Consider the following 15,780-nt stretch of genomic DNA (forward strand, 5'->3'; position numbering starts at 1 on the left):
GGTCTGGTTCTTCCGCGTCGTCGTGGTGCGCACACAGCCGACGTTCACAGCGGCGTCGAGCTGTGTCGCGTGGAATCCATAGTATCTTTGCGGCGGTATCGGGACGACATCACGACCTTCCCGAGCCGCAGAAATGGAGCTGACATGACCACGGCTGTAGTGCTGATCACGACCTACGACCCGTCGTGGCTGTCGATCTTCGACCAGGTCACCCGCGACGAGTTGGCGGCAGGTCATCGTGTCATCGCGCTGGACGCGACTGCGCTCCTCACCGCCCCGGTCGACAGCTACGACCGCGCTGTCCTCCGCGGCCTGAGGATCGAGCATCCGGGCCACGATCTGCCGGAGCGCATGCGGGAGCTCGGTGCCGAGTACCGGCACATCGACGTCGCCGACACCGACACGTCGCTCCTGGGGGACGATCTCGAATCCGAACTCGACATCGCCGTCCAGTCCGCGTTGATCACGTTCTACCGCACAGACCGGCCCGACCTGTCGCGCCGACGGATCGCACGGGTCGCCGATGGCCTCCGACGCGAGGGGCGCGCGATCTACCGACTGATCGGCCGGCTGCACGCAGAGGAACCGGACCTCGCCATCGGCTACGTCGCCAACGGACGCTTCCCGAACCAGAAGCTTGCGACACTCGCCTACCGCAATGCCGGCCTGATCACGAAGCACCTGGAGAAGGGCGAGGGCCCGAAGCGCGCGTACGTGCAGGACTACGCCCCGCAGGACCGGCTCGGCTCCCAGGGGAGCGTCGATTCGGTACTCGCGCGCCTCGCCGACGCGGAGGTCGAGCAGATCGCGGACTCGTGGCTCGCCAAGCGTGCTCCGGCTCATGACTCTCGCAACGAGTTCTCCGCCCTCTGGAGCGACCAGATCCCGTCGAGGATCGGCGTTTGGCGCACGGAAGGCGAGAAGATCGTCGGCTTCTTCACCTCGTCTCAGGACGAGTTCCAATTCCTCGGTCCCGAGTGGCACCTCCACGATTGGGCCGACCAGTTCCAGGCGTTCGACGCGATGCTGACGCGATTCGAAGCCGACGGCTACCGTGCGTTCCTCCGTGTGCACCCCAACCTGGCCACGAAGGAACACGGATGCTTCTCACGCGAGCGCGAGGGAATCCGACGGCTCGCCGAGCTTCATCCGGAACTCGTGGTCATCTGGCATGACGATGACGCGAACACGTACGAACTCCTCGGAGCATGCGACGCCGTGGTGGTCTGGGATTCCACGGTCGGCCTCGAAGCGAGTGCCCGCGGCATCCCGGTGTGGGCCACCGCGACGACTCGCTACGGCCTCATCGCCGACGTGCGGGAAGTCCTCTCGGCCGACTCGCTCGCCGTCGCCGGAACCGCTCCATGGCCCGTCGATCCGCGCGGCTCCAAGCGATTCATCGCCTACCTCGTCGAGCGAGACGAGGACATCACGACCGCACCCGCCGACTGGATGTCCTGGAATGCCGGCAGCCCACCGCTCGGCGTCCGGCTCGCCGCAGTCACGGTGAGCGGAGCGATCCCATCACGGGTCGAAGCGGTCCGGTCACTGGTCGATGTCTACCGGCACCGCGGGCGACAGGCGAACCTGCGGGCCATCCGTCGGCGCTGACGATCAGATTCGAGAGCCGTCGTTTCGCGCGAGGTCGTCAGACGTCCGTGCGAGCTCGGGGCGGCGTTCGAGGAGCGAGAGGATCTCGGACTGACCGAACGGCCGACGGGAGTCGTAGAGGGCCGCGTAGACCGCAGCAGCGAACTCGAGGTCGTCGGGGACGTCGACGGTCCAGCGCAGCTCCGAGCGGTCGGGGACCTGAGCGACGTTCAGGAGCGAGAATCGATCGGGTCGTGAGTACATTCCGAGGGTCACATGCTCCCGCTCCCGCGTCGACAAGTCGAGGACTCGGAGCCGGGCGAATCCATCCGCCGAGATGCATTCGACGTCGAGTCCGTCGGGATACGTCGGCTCGAGGGTGTTCGAGGTGTAGTCGGAACCCGACTCGAGGTGCCGCTGGATCACCTGGTCGATGACCCCGACGTCGCAGAGCGGGCAGTCCGCCGTGAGTCGGACGATGGTGTCGGGTTCGAACTCGTCGACGACGAGCGCGAAGCGGCCGACGACGTCATCGAGAGGCCCGCGACGCACCTCGACTCCGGCGTCAGCGCACGTTGCGGCGAGCGCGTCGTCGGATGCCGCCACGGATGTCGCGACGACGAGCTGATCGATACGCGAGCTCGACCGCAACCGTTCGACCTGGCGAAGGATCATGGGAACGCCGAGGATCGGCCTCAGAACCTTGCCGGGCAGACGAGTGGAACTCACGCGTGCCTGCAGGACGGCGAGCGTCGTCATCGGACCACCTCGCCGATCGGCCACCGTCGCGGGTCGAGGACCTCGTCGGGCAACCGCCACGCGGGCAGGGTGGCGGACGGCCCTGCCGTCCACGCGTCGACGAGTTGGCCGAGCTCGTCTGCCGAGGTCGCTCCGACCAGCACGCCGTCGGCGAGCGGATGCGCCGCCAGGAACCCGAGCACGACCGCGAGCACACTCGTGTGCGCGGCAGCCGCCAGCGATCGCAGGTCCTCGACGACCGGACGAAGTGGCGCGAAGAACCCGCTCAACTGTTCGGGCTCGAGCAGGAGAAGACCCTGCAGCAGCGCACTGCGGACGTGGATCTCGACCCCGTCGCCATGGAGCTGTGCGAGCAGCGGGTGATCGAGCAGCCGCCGGTCGGCCACGTTGCCGGGGATCTGGACCAGGTCGAGGTCGGGAAACGCCTCGAGGGCGCGTTCGAGGCTCTCGACGTCGTAGACGCTCGCACCCGCCCGGCCGATGCGGCCTGAAGCACGCGCGTCGCGGAGGAGGTCGACGGTCTGCCCGCAGCGTACGTCGTCGAAGTCGCTCAGGCGGTGGAAGAGCACCCCGTGCAACGTCGGGACGCCGAGTGATTCCTGCGATGCACCGAACAGCGCGTGCGCGCTCGGCGCTTCCCGAGGGTCGTCGGGGAGGCTGAACTTCGTGATGTAACGTGCGCCTTCGGCCGGATTCAGCACGCCGAGGCGCTCCTGCGCATCGCCATAATCCGCCGCGGTATCGACGAGGGCGATGCCCGCTTGCGCTGCGAGCCCGAGGATCTCGGTCACGACCGCGTCGGACAGGCGACCGGTCGCGTTCGTGATGCCGTAGCCGGCGCCGAACTGGGCCGATCCGAGTACCAGTTCGCTCACGACACCACCACCGCTGTGACCGCTTCGATCGTCATGACCACTCTTTCTTTTCCGTTGCCGTCGAACAGTTCACGCGCCCGGCCCGACATCGCGCGGCGGAGCCCTTCGTCATCGATGAGCGTCTGCAGCTGCTGCTTCACATTCGAGATCCTGTCACCGCCGACGAGGTCGATCGTCAGCGCTGCGCCCGCACGCCGCACCTCTCGGAGGGACGCGACCTGGTTGTCGACGACGGCGATGAACACCGCCGGGATCCCGAGCGTGCAGACGTCCCACGCGCTCGTGCCGGTCGCCGACACGACGATGTCGGCCCAGCCGAAGAGGTCGGGCAACGCTGGGCTCGGTGCGACGATCGTCAGGTGCTCGACGCTCTGCCATGCGTCTCCGATCGCCACGTGGTCGGACGCCGGTGCCACGACCGTGAGCTCGATGCGGTCGCGCAGGTCCGCGAGGGAGTCCACGATGCGCGCACTCATCGAGAGCGGGTCGCTGCCCCCCATGAAGACGAGGATGCGCGGACGACCCGAGATGGACCACCGATTCGGGCGCCGTCGTTCGATCACCGCATCTCGGACGAGCGCATAGGTGCCGCCGAGAAGCGTGCCCGGGGGGTACCGATCGGGATCCTCGTCGGCGCCGAGATTCTGGTCGAGCAGGAGCGTGGCCTCGATCCCGCGCGCGTCCCCGTCGACCAGCGCCAGCACTCGAATGCGTCGCGCGATGGCTGAGATCTCACTCGCGGGGATGGCGTATGAATCGACGACCAGCCAGTCGGGCGCCATCTCGAGGAGCTGCTGTGCATCGAGTTCGTCACGACCGCATCGCAGCACGGTGACCGGCGCGCTCGCGATCGCTTCCTCGAGCCAGTCGACTCCGGATCGGCAGGTGAGGAGTTGCACGTCGTGGCCCCGAGCGACGAGCGCCTCCGCGAGCGTCAGGCACCTCATCACATGCCCGGTGCCCTGCGCGCGGCCGGCATCTGCTCGGAGCACCACTCGCATCCTGAAGGCTCCCGTCTGGTCGGCTGGGAGAAATACTGCCCGCAATGTCGGTATCCTCTAACGTGCGTTCAGATTCCACTGTCCGCACGACGGACTACCCAGGGAGTTTCTCGGAGTGTCAATTCTAAGCGGGTCTTCGATCCTTGTGACCGGCGGCACCGGTTCATTCGGGAAGGCGTTCATCAAGTACGCACTCGACAACCTCAGCCCTGCGAGGATCGTCATCTACTCCCGCGATGAGCTGAAGCAGTACGAGGCTCGCCAGCTGTTCAAGGACGACCCCCGTCTTCGGTGGTTCATCGGCGACATCCGTGATCAGCACCGCCTGAAGCGCGCGATGCACGGCGTCGACTTCGTAGTGCACGCAGCTGCGCTCAAGCAGGTCGACACGGCGGAGTACAACCCGTTCGAGTACGTGCAGACGAACATCGTCGGCTCGCAGAACGTCATCGAGGCCGCCATCGACTCCGGTGTGAAGAAGGTCGTCGCACTCTCGACCGACAAGGCCTCGAGCCCGTTGAACCTCTACGGCGCCACGAAGCTCGCCGCCGACAAGCTCTTCCAGTCCGCGAATCACTACGCGGCCGGTTACGTGACCCGGTTCTCCGTCGTCCGATACGGCAACGTCATGGGCAGCCGCGGTTCGGTCGTCCCGTTCTTCCGTCGACTCGTCGAAGAGGGCAAGCCCCTTCCGATCACCGACTCACGGATGACCCGATTCTGGATCACGCTCCCCCAGGCCGTGCAGTTCGTGGTCGACTCCTTCGATCAGATGGTCGGCGGCGAACTGTACGTGCCGCGCATCCCCAGCATGAACATCCTCGACCTCATCGCTGCGATCGCCCCCGAAGCCGAGACGTACGAGATCGGCATCCGGCCCGGCGAGAAGCTCCATGAGGAGATGATCTCCGAAGACGACAGCCGCAGAACGGTCGTGCTCGGTGACCGCTACGCCGTACTGCCGTCCGTCGCCGAGTGGGGGTTCGTACCGCCCGAGGGCGATCCCTTCCCCGAGGGCCAGGCGTACCGTTCCAACACCAATGACCTCTGGCTCACCACCGACGAGATCCGTGACCTGCTCGGGAGTCTCGACTGAGGATGGGCATCCCCTACGGACGCCAGTCCATCGACGACGATGACATCGCCGCGGTCGTCGACGTGCTCCACGGTGACTGGCTCACCATCGGACCGCGGGTGGCCGAGTTCGAGTCGGAGATCGCACGCGTCGCCGGTTCCAGCGGGGCCGTCGCGGTCTCGTCCGGCACCGCGGCGCTGCACTGCGCGTATGCCGGCATCGGCATCGGCCCCGGCGACGAGGTGATCACGACGCCGCTGACGTTCGTCGCGACCGCCGCCACCGCGATGGCGCAGGGAGCACGGATCGTGTTCGCCGACATCACTCCCGATACCGGCACGCTGGATCCCGCGGCCGCGGCCGCTGCCCTCACGCCCCGAACACGGGTGATCGCGGGGGTCGACTACGCCGGGCACCCCATCGATGCGCGCGCACTCGGCGATGTCGCCCACGGCGCCGGCGCGGTGCTGCTCGAAGACGCCGCACACTCCATCGGCTCCACGTTCGAAGGAATCCCGGTCGGCTCGCTCGCCGACGTCACGACCTTCTCGTTCTTCCCGACGAAGAACATGACGAGCGGCGAAGGCGGCGCGGTCGTCGCGAAGGATGCGGCGGTGCTCGATCGCATCCGCACGTTCCGCTCGCAGGGGATGGTGCGCGACCCTGCGCTGCTCCGGTACCCCGACGAAGGACCCTGGCACCAGGAGGTCCACTCGATCGGCCTGAACTATCGCCTCCCCGATGTGCTGTGCGCCCTCGGCCAGAGCCAACTCGCCCGACTCGATCGATTCAAGGCGAAGCGCGCCGCGATCCACGCTCGGTACAATCGCGAACTCGGCGGCATCGACGGCTTGACGCTTCCCACCACCCGTGCCGGCGTCGACCCGATGTGGCACCTCTATCCGATTCGCGTGCCGGCGCCCGAACGCAAGCGCATCTTCACCGAGTTGCGCGCCGCGGGCGTGCTGGTCCAGGTGAACTACCTGCCCGTGTACTGGCACCCGGTGTTCGAAGACCTCGGGTATCGACGCGGGATGTGCCCTGTCGCGGAGACCTACTATCAGGAGGAGATCTCGCTGCCGATGTACGCTGATCTCTCCGAGCACGATCAGGATCGCGTGATCGAGGAGTTGCAGCGCGCCCTCCGCGTCTAGCCCCAGCTGCCCGGCGAATGAGCGGTCCGGCCATCAGAGAAAGTCATTCACGTTGACGAATCCCACCTTCGAACGCCCGAACCGGGCGCCGTTCATCGTCGCCGAGATCTCGGGCAACCACAATGGATCGCTCGAGCGAGCGCTCGATATCGTGCGCGCCGTGGCCGACGCCGGCGCGCATGCCGTGAAGATCCAGACGTACACTGCCGACACGATCACCCTCGACGTGGACTCTCCGGCCTTCCGCGTGAGCGATGGCCACGCCTTGTGGGGATCGCGCACGCTGTACGACCTCTACCAAGAGGCTCACACGCCCTGGGAGTGGCACGCGCCGATCTTCGACCTCGCGAACAGTCTCGGACTCGTCGCGTTCAGCACGCCGTTCGACGAGACCTCCGTCGACTTCCTGGAGTCACTCGACGTTCCGCTCTACAAGATCGCGTCGCTCGAGATCGTCGATCTGCCGCTCATCGAGCAGGTCGCACGCACCGGCAAACCTCTCGTGCTCTCGGTGGGCACCGCCTCGATCGCCGAAGCCGCTGCCGCCGTCGAGGCGGCTCGTCGCGGCGGCGCCACGGATCTCACCCTGCTCGCGTGCACCAGCTCGTACCCGGCCGTCCCCGACGATGCGAATCTGCGCCGCATCCCCGCCATGGCCGATCTGTTCGGCACGAAGGTCGGCCTCTCCGATCACACGCTCGGTATCGGCGTCGCCGTCGCAGCCACGGCGCTCGGCGCGACACTGATCGAGAAGCATGTGACGCTGTCCCGCGCCGACGGCGGCGTCGACTCCGCGTTCTCGCTCGAGCCTGCGGAACTCGCGCAGCTGGTGCGCGAGACGGATGCGGCGGCGCGTGCGCTCGGCTCCTCCGACGTCTGGGCGACCAGCGCCGAGAACGAGTCGCTCAGGCTCCGCCCCTCGCTGTATGTGACGGCCGACGTGCGCGCGGGCGATGTCGTCTCCCATGAGAACGTGCGCTCGGTCCGTCCCGGCGGCGGACTGCCCCCTGCCGACCTCGATCGCGTGCTCGGGCGTCGGTTCAACACCGACGCGGCGATGGGCACACCCCTGAACTGGGATCTGTTCGCCAGCTGAGCGGTCAGATTTTCGGCGAGGCCCCGCGCAGCGGTGACTCCGCGAGGTCGCAGGAGTAACGATCGAACTCGCCGTCGCCGCCGAGCCTGGTGAACCCGAGTCGTTCGAAGAGCCTGACGCTCGCGGTGTTCGACGGCCGGATGACTGCGGTCAGCCGGCCGGTTCCCGGGTGATCCTCGCGATAGGCGTCGATCGCGCCGCGCAGCACGACGGAGGCGATCCCCTTGCCGCGGACCGACGGCGCCAGGTTGATGCTCACCTCGGCGGCGTCGGTGCGCTCGTCGAACCGGCACATGCCCACGGCGCTCGAATCCGATTCGACGGCGATGTAGATCTCGCGCAGCGGATCGGCGAGTGCCGACTCGAACCACTCGACGTGTCCGGCCCAGGAGATCTCACCCGTACTGACCGACGCGGCACGCGAGGTCGAGTCGTTTCGCCATTCGAACACCGCTGCGGCATCGGAGAGCCTCGCACGGCGGAACTCGATCTCGGCCAAACTCACCGCCCTCCGACTGAGGCATCCGCCGCGAGGTGCGACCTGATCCGACCGGCGAGCGAGTCCGGGTCCGCCTCGGCGGACCATCGGGCTTCGGCGAACCCGAGCAGGCGTTCGCGCAGCAGCGCACTCTCCTCCTCGAGCGTCACGTCGATGGGCGGCCAGAGTTTCGAGTCGGGGGCCGCGTCGAGACCACCCTTCACGACGTCCAGCAGCACCTCTTGACTCGATTCGGACAAACCCCGATTCCGAATCGCGAGCCGCTCTCGCACCAGCGGGCCGTGCTGAAGGACGAGGAATACGAACTTGTTCCAGAGCCGCAACCGGAGGCCCGGCTTCTTCGGCCGCACCGCGATCGGGCGAGACGAGACGGCGTCGGAGAAGTCGACCGCGAACCGGCTGAACAGGAACGCGTACCAACGGTAGGCGCGACGCGCGTTCTCGAGCGACCACCCCTCGCGAAGCGCGGCGTCGATCTGTGCGCCGTACTCCTCGGTCGTGTGCCCGACCCGGTTCAGCGTGCTCGGGTAGGTGTAGAAGTCCGCGTTGGACGGCACGACGACGGGAATACCGAACGAAGACAACTCCGCACCGACCGTCGAACGGAAGTTCAGGAGCACATCGACGATCTGCATGATGTCGTACAGGGCCAAGCCGTCCGACGGCATGTTGAACGTGATGTTCTTCGGCGCGTCGTCGCGGCGGGCCATGATCTGACTCGCGACGGGCGAGAGCACGTTCTCGCGCTTGTTCGGGAACATCCTCGGATGCAGGCGGAGCAACAGGTGCACATCGGGATGCCGCCGCGCGTATTCGAACAGGAAGTCGACCCATTCGAACTGATCGGCGAAGAGCGAGGTCTGCGTCAGGTTCGTCGGGATCGCATCGATCAGCCGAACACCCATCAGCTCATCTTCGCTCGACATCGCGGCGAGCAGCACGCGCGCGCCGTCGGCGATGCCGAGCCGGTGTCGGAGCTCACGCGACCCGGTGCCCTCGAACGCGCTCGAGTAGGCGAACGCGCTGCTGCCTTCTAGCAACCCGTCGAAGTGCGACGCCACGAGATCGATCTCGGACTTGCCGATCGGCGCCCGGCTGTACTCGTTCCACGCCTCCGAGCGGAACACGTCCTCCATCGTGTGCCCGCTTGCGAGGATCGAGAGCGTCTCGGCCCGCCTGACGATGTGGTGGCCGCCGTGAATCGTGTAACTGCGGATGCCACGGGCCCGTGCAGCGGCGGAGAACGCGTGGTTGACCGAGTAGTGATCGTTGTAGACGATGATCGCGTCCGGCCGCTCGGCGTCGAGGATCTTGGCGCCTCCCAAGTAGGCGTAGAGGGTATTGCGCAACTGTCCGACGTAGTGGGCCCAGACCGCCGGAGTGAGGTCCGTGCTGACGAGCTTCAGGTTCAACCAGAGCTCATAGGCCGCGTACCGGCCGAGAGGTACGCCGTCGAGCTCGAATTCGGTCCAGGTGTCGGGGCGGAGGGACGCGACGACCGATTCGACATAGTCGCGGTCCGCGTCGGTGACCCACTCGTCGAGGACTATCGCGGGGATCTGCATCCGCTCGGTGATGAAGTCGCGTCGTTTCACGCATGCTCGGCAGACCTGTTCCCGAGTCGCGAGGGGCGAATCGATGCCGACCCCCGCCGCCGACATGGCAACGCAGTGGACCTTCAGAATCCCGTCGCACCGCACTGCCGCGACTTGGACGCCGCGCGCGGCGAAGGACTCGGCGACGAGCCCCTCGGGAAACGAGTGCTCCCAAACGTTTGAGAACGGCGAGAAGAACAAGACTTTCACTTGCCCAGCCTAACAAGGCGCGTCGCTGCGGCCCGGTCTGCCGACGCTCGGCTGCGAGTCAGCCGGAGACTGGTTCGAAGACTCGTTGCCGCACCGGGCGGGTGTTCTCGAGCGTGCGGTGGGAAGGGTACTGACCGACGACGACCGAGTGCGACGGAACGTCGGCGTTCACGATGAACGACCTCGCGGCGAACACGACATCGTCGCCGATCACGCTCCGCCCCAGCACACTCACTCCCGAGTAGAGGATCACTCCGTCGCCGAAGGTCGGGTAGATTCCGGCATCCGCTCCGACCGTGCAGTTCTGGTACACGACGAGGTGCTCACCGTATCGGGCGTTTCCGATGACCGAACCGACCGGGTGCACGAGCAGGAAGACCTCGGGCATCCGCACCGAGTAGAACAGATCGAGGCCGTGCATGATCTTGTTCAGCCCGAAGAGCTTCGTGGGCGTGCTCGTGTCGCCGGTCGCCTGCCACGCCGAGTTCGCCACGAAGTACAGGAACGCGGCCATGTGGTCGCCGTTCAGGTGGTCGAACGCGATCGAGCCGCCGACGTTGTAGTACTTGCGACGGATGCCGGCGAAGCAATGCTCGACGCGGTCGTAGGCCTGCGCGACCGCGGCTCCGAGGTCGATCTCAATGCCGCGTCCGTCCGGCAGGTGATTCGCGAGGAGCCGCTCGAGGTATGCGGTCATCTCAGGCTGATCGAGGGACGGGGTGAGCATCGGTCGGTCGGACATGCGACAACGCTACACGCGACCGCTCACCTGACGCCGCGGACCGGTGCCCGCCGGCGTGCTTATAGAATCGACCGCATGAGAGTCTTGGTAACCGGAGCTGACGGGTTCATCGGATCACATCTCGTCGAAGCATTGGTTCGAGACGGACACGACGTGCGCGCGATCGTCATCTACAACTCGCTCGACTCGTGGGGATGGCTCGATTCGGCACCCTCCGAGATCACCTCCCAGGTCGAGGTCGTGCCGGGCGACATCCGTGACCCAGCCCTCATGATGTCGGCCGTCGCGGGCTGTGACGCTGTGCTCCACCTGGCCGCGCTCATCGCGATCCCCTACTCGTATGTCGCGCCCGACCTGTACGTGCAGACGAACATCCAGGGCACGCTGAATCTCCTGAACGCCGCGCGCACCGCAGGCGTGTCGCGTTTCATCCACACATCGACCAGCGAGGTCTACGGCACCGCCCGGTACGTGCCGATGGATGAGGGCCATCCGTTGCAGGGGCAGTCGCCGTACTCGGCGACGAAGATCGGCGCCGACCAGATGGTCAACTCGTTCTTCACCTCGTTTGAGCTGCCCACCGTCACGATTCGCCCGTTCAACACCTTCGGCCCTCGCCAGTCCGCACGTGCGGTGATCCCGACGATCATCAGCCAGATCGCGGCAGGGAAGAAGAGCATCCAGCTCGGAGCGCTCAGCCCCACCCGTGACTTCACCTATGTCAGCGACACGGTCGGCGGCTTCCTCGCCGCCCTCAGTTCCCCTGCGGGAGTCGGAGAGGTCATCAACCTCGGCGCCGGATTCGAGGTGTCGATCGGTCAGACGTTCGATCTCATCGCCGAGCTCATGGACAGTGACGCGGTGGCGACCGAGGACCCGAAGCGGGTCAGGCCCGAGAACTCCGAGGTCGAGCGGCTGTTCTCGAACAATGGCAAGGCCCTGGATCTGCTCGGCTGGAAGCCCGAGCTGCTCGGGATCGAGGGATTCCGCGAAGGTCTGGGACGAACGATCGATTGGTTCTCTGACCCTGCAAACCTCGCCCGCTATCGCACCGACAACTATGTCGTCTGACACGTCGTCGCGCGACACCGCATCCACCGACGGGTTCGTGGCGACCCTGCGAGGCGTCGTCGGAACCGATGAGTTCGTCGGACTTCACACCCCCGAGATCGGGCAGATCGATCGTGCCCTGGTCGACGAATGCCTCGTGTCGACATTCGTGTCATCGGTGGGCCCGTTCGTCACCCGCTTCGAAGCCGAGATCGCAGAGTACACAGGCGCACGACATGCGATCGCGGTCTCCAACGGCACCTCCGCACTCCACGTCGCGCTCGTCCTCGCCGATGTGCGGCGCGACGACGAGGTCATCGTGCCGTCGCTCTCGTTCATCGCCACCGCGAATGCCGTCAGCCATGCCGGCGCACATCCCGTGTTCGTCGACAGCGACGCCGCAACCCTCGGCATGAGCACGAGCGCGCTCGCCGACATGCTCTCCACGATGGCTCCGACCGATGGCGGCCTCATGAACCCGCGTACGGGGCGCCGGGTCGCCGCGATCGTTCCGATGCACACGCTCGGACATCCCGTCGACATCGTCGGCATCTGCGCCGTCGCGGCTCGCTACGGGGTACCCGTCGTCGAAGACGCCGCCGAATCGCTCGGCAGCTTCGTCGGAGAGCGCCACACCGGAACCTTCGGCCGGCTCGGCGTGCTGAGCTTCAACGGCAACAAGATCGTCACCACTGGCGGCGGCGGCATCATCCTCACCGATGATGATGCGCTCGGCGCGCTGGCGAAGTCGCTCACGACCACGGCGAAGGTACCCCACGAGTGGGAGTTCGAACACGACGCGGTCGCTTGGAACTATCGCATGCCGAACATCAACGCGGCCCTCGGCGTCGCCCAACTCACCAAGCTCGAAGGATTCGTCGACGCGAAGCGTCGACTCGCAGCGAACTATCGTGCAGCGTTCGCGGACGTGGACGGGTTCACGTTCCTCGATGAGCCCGAGGGCACGCGGAGCAACTACTGGCTGGCCGCCGTTCGAATCGACACCGATGATCGAGCGGATCGCGACCGTCTCCTGCGCGCGGCGAACGACGATGGCGTGCAATGCCGCCCCCTGTGGAACCTGCTGAGCGAGCAGCAGATGTACGCCGAGTGCGAATGCGGCGACCTCTCCACGGCCCGTGCACTCGTCGACAGCGTCATCTGTCTGCCGAGTTCGCCTCGCCTCGCGAGCTGAGGCAGCCAGATGGCTCGAACGATCGCGATTCTCACCGGCACCCGTGCGGACTACGGCCTGCTCAAGTTCCTGGCTCGTGCGGTGGCCGAGGATCCGAGAACCGAGCTGCAGCTCATCGTCTCAGGAAGCCATCTCAGCAGCGAGCACGGCTCCACGGCCAGTGAGATCGAGTTCGATGAACTGCCCATTGCGGCGCGAGTGCCCATCTGGAGTGGCGACGACGAGCCGATCGCCGCTGCCGGTGACACCGGAGCAGCGGTGAAGGCCTACGCGGAAGTCCTCGGTCGGCTGGATCCTGAGGTCGTTGTCGTGCTCGGTGACCGGCTCGAAGCCCTCGCGATGGCGCTGGCCGCCACCGTCCTCGGCATTCCAGTGGCGCACGTGCACGGCGGTGAGCTGACCGAAGGCGCAATGGACGATTCCCTCCGGCACGCGATCACGAAGCTCTCGCACCTTCATTTCGTCACCACACCAGAGCACCGCGCACGGGTCATCCAGCTCGGCGAGTCCCCCGATCGCGTGCACCTGCTCGGGGCACCGGTGCTCGACGCCATCGCACAGATCGAAATGCTCTCGCCGACGCAGCTCTCCGAGCGATTCGACGTCGAGTTCGACGATCGAACCGTCGTGATGACGATGCATCCGGCCGCATTCGATGCGCCGCCGACTTCCGAGATCCTGCGACGTGCCCTGACGGCGATCGAACGCACACCCGACATCCGTCTGGTCATCACCGGCACGAACAGCGACATCGGCAGCGACGAGATCCGGTCGGAGATATTCGCGTTCGTCGCCGCGCACGCCGATCGGGCGCACTACGTCGAGTCCTTCGGCCAGCTCGCATACCTCAGCGCGGTCCGTGCGAGCGGTGCCGTCATCGGCAATTCCTCGAGCACCGTGCTCGAGGCGCCCCTCCTCGGCACGCCGTCGATCCTGCTCGGCGATCGCCAGTTCGGTCGACCGCTCTCCGAGAGCGTGCTCACGCCCGAGAGCACGACCGACGACATCCATCAAGCGCTGCAGACCGCGCTCAGCCGACCGTTCCGAGAACGAGCCCAGGCGGTCGAGTCGGTGTTCGGCAGCGCCGGCTTCGCGGAGCGCTCACTCGAGGTACTCGCCACCTTCCCGGCCGCTCGCTCGCCGCGCAAGCGCTTCCGGGACATCCCCATGCCCGACGGCCTTTTGGAGGACGAAACACCATGACCGACCAGCTGCTGATCATCGCCGAAGCCGGCGTCAACCACAATGGCTCGCTCGCGCGGGCGCTCGAGATGGTGGATGTCGCCGCCGAGGCGGGCGCGGACATCATCAAGTTCCAGACGTTCACCGCCGACAAGCTCGCCCGAGACGATGCTCCGCTCGCCGACTATCAGGCGGCGACCTCGACCGGTCAGCGCAACCAATGGGAACTGCTGAAAGGGCTCGAACTCACGCACGACGAGTTCGTCGCCATCCGTGACCGTTGTCGTGCGCGCTCGATCGGGTTCCTCTCGACCGGATTCGACCTCGACGAACTCGCTTTCCTCATCGACGAGCTCGAGATCCCGCTCGTGAAGATCGCGTCGGGCGACCTCACCTTCGCTCCCATGCTCGTGCGCGCCGGCGCCTCCGGGCTGCCGACCATCCTTTCGACGGGCATGGCGGACCTGCAGGAGATCGGCCGCGCACTGAAGTTCCTCGCGTTCGGCTACGCGATCCACGATCGTGTCGTCCCCTCGGATCTCGCACCGACCGACGCGGAGCTCGATCGCGTGTGGTCGAACGAAGCGCTCCGGCAGACGCTCGCAGCACGTATCACGGTCTTGCACTGCACGACCCAGTATCCGGCGCCGCTCTCGTCGCTGAACCTCCGGGCGATCGACACGATCGCCGAGACGTTCGGCCTGCCCGTCGGCTATTCCGACCATTCGCTGGGCGACCTCGCGTCGATCCTCGCGGTCAGTCGCGGCGCGACGGTCATCGAGAAGCACTTCACACTCGACACGACGCTCGAAGGGCCCGACCACGCGGCATCCCTCGGCCCAGGGGAACTCGTCGATTTCGTCGCAAGGCTTCGAGAGATCGAGCTCGCGCTCGGGAGCTCCGTGAAGGAATGCCAGCCCGAGGAGCTCACCAACCGGAGCGCGGTACGGCGGAGCCTGGTTGCAGCACGACCGATCGCCGAGGGTGGGCTCATCACGCAAGACGACCTCGAATGCCGGCGGCCGGCCGGGGGTCGCACCGCCTTCGACTTCTGGCAGGTGGTCGGCACACGAGCATCCTCCGATCTTGCCGAAGGCGACTATGTCGGTTGACGACGGCGCTCGACGCCTCATCATGCTCGGAGGTGGCGGGCACGCACGAGTGCTGCAGGAGACCCTCGCTGCGGCCGGTCGGTCGCTCGGCGGCTACATCGCGCCCGAGCGATCGACGTTCCTCGTCGACACCGACCACCTCGGCGGCGACGAGGCCTTGGATGGGCTCGAAGCCGGCGAAGTGCTCCTCGTGAACGGATTGGGATCGGTCGGCGACCCGACCTCTCGGCGTCGCGTGTTCGTCGAGGCCACGGCGCGCGGGTTCTCATTCGCGACGGTCGTGGATCCGAGCGCGACGGTGCGGTCGAGCGCCCGGATCGGTCACGGCGCCCAGATCCTCGCGGGCTCGATCGTGAACTCCGATGCCGTCGTCGGCGACGACTGCATCGTCAACTCCGGCGCGATCATCGAGCACCACGCGACACTCGGCGCCCATACACATGTCGCCCCCGGCGCCGTCATCGGCGGATCGGCCACGGTAGGCGAGTCGACGCATGTGGGACTCGGCGCACGCCTCATCCAAGGTGTGGCGGTAGGCTCTCTGTGCACCATCGGGGCAGGAGCGGTCGTGATCCGAGACGTCTCGAGCGGCGTCACCGCAGTCGGCGTGCCGGCCGTCAGTCGCTGACTCCGCGATCCTGTCCG

At 66.6% G+C, this 15,780-nt stretch carries 15 protein-coding genes; 9 read left to right on the plus strand and 6 right to left on the minus strand.

The features are described from left to right. Positions 1 to 144: 144 nt before the first annotated feature. Positions 145 to 1,611, plus strand: coding sequence for a hypothetical protein (locus tag ASE14_RS05320; RefSeq protein ID WP_162257703.1), 1,467 nt, complete (start codon positions 145 to 147; stop codon positions 1,609 to 1,611). A gap of 3 nt (positions 1,612 to 1,614) precedes the next feature. Here ASE14_RS05320 and ASE14_RS05325 read toward each other — a convergent pair whose 3' ends face one another. From ASE14_RS05325 to ASE14_RS05335, 3 genes are read right to left on the minus strand one after another with little or no spacing between them, the layout of a single operon-like run. Then, on the minus strand, positions 1,615 to 2,349 hold the full coding sequence (locus ASE14_RS05325; RefSeq protein WP_056651958.1) for a cytidylyltransferase domain-containing protein: 735 nt from the start codon (positions 2,347 to 2,349) through the stop codon (positions 1,615 to 1,617). Further along, entirely contained in the window at positions 2,346 to 3,224 is an 879-nt protein-coding gene (locus tag ASE14_RS05330; protein WP_056651961.1) for an aldo/keto reductase, read from the minus strand. The genes ASE14_RS05325 and ASE14_RS05330 overlap by 4 nt, the downstream gene beginning before the upstream one ends. After that, positions 3,221 to 4,216, minus strand: coding sequence for a PseG/SpsG family protein (locus tag ASE14_RS05335; protein WP_162257704.1), 996 nt, complete (start codon positions 4,214 to 4,216; stop codon positions 3,221 to 3,223). Before ASE14_RS05335 ends, ASE14_RS05330 begins: the two co-directional genes overlap by 4 nt. A 124-nt stretch (positions 4,217 to 4,340) precedes the next feature. Here ASE14_RS05335 and pseB point away from each other — a divergent pair, with 124 nt between their 5' ends. Genes pseB through pseI form a run of 3 tightly spaced genes read left to right on the plus strand, consistent with a single transcriptional unit; the run spans position 4,341 to position 7,550 of the window. After that, a complete protein-coding gene (gene pseB / locus ASE14_RS05340; protein ID WP_056651965.1) occupies positions 4,341 to 5,321 on the plus strand; it encodes a UDP-N-acetylglucosamine 4,6-dehydratase (inverting) in 981 nt (326 codons plus the stop codon). Positions 5,322 to 5,323: 2 nt separating this feature from the next. Beyond that, the gene (locus ASE14_RS05345; protein ID WP_056651968.1) at positions 5,324 to 6,454 is read left to right on the plus strand and encodes a DegT/DnrJ/EryC1/StrS aminotransferase family protein; all 1,131 of its coding nucleotides are present in this window, start codon (positions 5,324 to 5,326) and stop codon (positions 6,452 to 6,454) included. A 52-nt stretch (positions 6,455 to 6,506) separates the two neighbouring features. Then, positions 6,507 to 7,550 carry a pseudaminic acid synthase gene (gene pseI / locus ASE14_RS05350; RefSeq protein WP_056651971.1) on the plus strand — a complete coding sequence of 348 codons (1,044 nt, stop codon included), beginning with the start codon at positions 6,507 to 6,509 and terminating at the stop codon, positions 7,548 to 7,550. Between the two features lie 4 nt (positions 7,551 to 7,554). Here pseI and ASE14_RS20760 read toward each other — a convergent pair whose 3' ends face one another. The 3 genes from ASE14_RS20760 to ASE14_RS05365 all read right to left on the minus strand — a co-directional run bounded on the left by ASE14_RS20760 (position 7,555) and on the right by ASE14_RS05365 (position 10,596). Further along, entirely contained in the window at positions 7,555 to 8,055 is a 501-nt protein-coding gene (locus ASE14_RS20760) for a GNAT family N-acetyltransferase (RefSeq protein ID WP_162257705.1), read from the minus strand. After that, the gene (locus tag ASE14_RS20765) at positions 8,052 to 9,644 is read right to left on the minus strand and encodes a hypothetical protein (RefSeq protein WP_162257706.1); all 1,593 of its coding nucleotides are present in this window, start codon (positions 9,642 to 9,644) and stop codon (positions 8,052 to 8,054) included. The genes ASE14_RS20760 and ASE14_RS20765 overlap by 4 nt, the downstream gene beginning before the upstream one ends. Before the next feature lie 268 nt (positions 9,645 to 9,912). Continuing rightward, on the minus strand, positions 9,913 to 10,596 hold the full coding sequence (locus ASE14_RS05365) for a serine acetyltransferase (RefSeq protein ID WP_157372829.1): 684 nt from the start codon (positions 10,594 to 10,596) through the stop codon (positions 9,913 to 9,915). Between the two features lie 75 nt (positions 10,597 to 10,671). Here ASE14_RS05365 and ASE14_RS05370 point away from each other — a divergent pair, with 75 nt between their 5' ends. Genes ASE14_RS05370 through ASE14_RS05390 form a run of 5 tightly spaced genes read left to right on the plus strand, consistent with a single transcriptional unit; the run spans position 10,672 to position 15,763 of the window. Beyond that, positions 10,672 to 11,667, plus strand: a complete 996-nt coding sequence (locus tag ASE14_RS05370) for a GDP-mannose 4,6-dehydratase (protein ID WP_056651982.1) — start codon at positions 10,672 to 10,674, stop codon at positions 11,665 to 11,667. A gap of 37 nt (positions 11,668 to 11,704) precedes the next feature. Further along, positions 11,705 to 12,841, plus strand: coding sequence for a LegC family aminotransferase (locus ASE14_RS05375; RefSeq protein WP_200953280.1), 1,137 nt, complete (start codon positions 11,705 to 11,707; stop codon positions 12,839 to 12,841). A 9-nt stretch (positions 12,842 to 12,850) separates the two neighbouring features. Further along, positions 12,851 to 14,044: a UDP-N-acetylglucosamine 2-epimerase gene (neuC, locus tag ASE14_RS05380; RefSeq protein WP_056651987.1), complete on the plus strand. Its 1,194-nt coding sequence runs from the start codon at positions 12,851 to 12,853 to the stop codon at positions 14,042 to 14,044. Continuing rightward, entirely contained in the window at positions 14,041 to 15,135 is a 1,095-nt protein-coding gene (locus tag ASE14_RS05385; RefSeq protein ID WP_056651990.1) for an N-acetylneuraminate synthase family protein, read from the plus strand. The genes neuC and ASE14_RS05385 overlap by 4 nt, the downstream gene beginning before the upstream one ends. After that, positions 15,110 to 15,763, plus strand: a complete 654-nt coding sequence (locus tag ASE14_RS05390; protein ID WP_157372830.1) for an acetyltransferase — start codon at positions 15,110 to 15,112, stop codon at positions 15,761 to 15,763. The genes ASE14_RS05385 and ASE14_RS05390 overlap by 26 nt, the downstream gene beginning before the upstream one ends. Positions 15,764 to 15,780: the final 17 nt, after the last annotated feature.

Origin of the sequence: Agromyces sp. Root81, assembly GCF_001429165.1 — a bacterium.
Taxonomy (GTDB): domain Bacteria; phylum Actinomycetota; class Actinomycetes; order Actinomycetales; family Microbacteriaceae; genus Agromyces.

What these genes read in the sequence shown, in the direction of transcription:
- ASE14_RS05325 (WP_056651958.1), bottom strand. Translation starts at nt 2,349, where the DNA reads ATGACGACGCTCGCCGTCCTGCAGGCACGCGTGAGTTCCACTCGTCTG.
- neuC (WP_056651987.1), top strand. Translation starts at nt 12,851, where the DNA reads ATGGCTCGAACGATCGCGATTCTCACCGGCACCCGTGCGGACTACGGC.
- ASE14_RS05345 (WP_056651968.1), top strand. Translation starts at nt 5,324, where the DNA reads ATGGGCATCCCCTACGGACGCCAGTCCATCGACGACGATGACATCGCC.
- ASE14_RS05385 (WP_056651990.1), top strand. Translation starts at nt 14,041, where the DNA reads ATGACCGACCAGCTGCTGATCATCGCCGAAGCCGGCGTCAACCACAAT.
- ASE14_RS05370 (WP_056651982.1), top strand. Translation starts at nt 10,672, where the DNA reads ATGAGAGTCTTGGTAACCGGAGCTGACGGGTTCATCGGATCACATCTC.
- ASE14_RS05320 (WP_162257703.1), top strand. Translation starts at nt 145, where the DNA reads ATGACCACGGCTGTAGTGCTGATCACGACCTACGACCCGTCGTGGCTG.
- ASE14_RS05365 (WP_157372829.1), bottom strand. Translation starts at nt 10,596, where the DNA reads ATGTCCGACCGACCGATGCTCACCCCGTCCCTCGATCAGCCTGAGATG.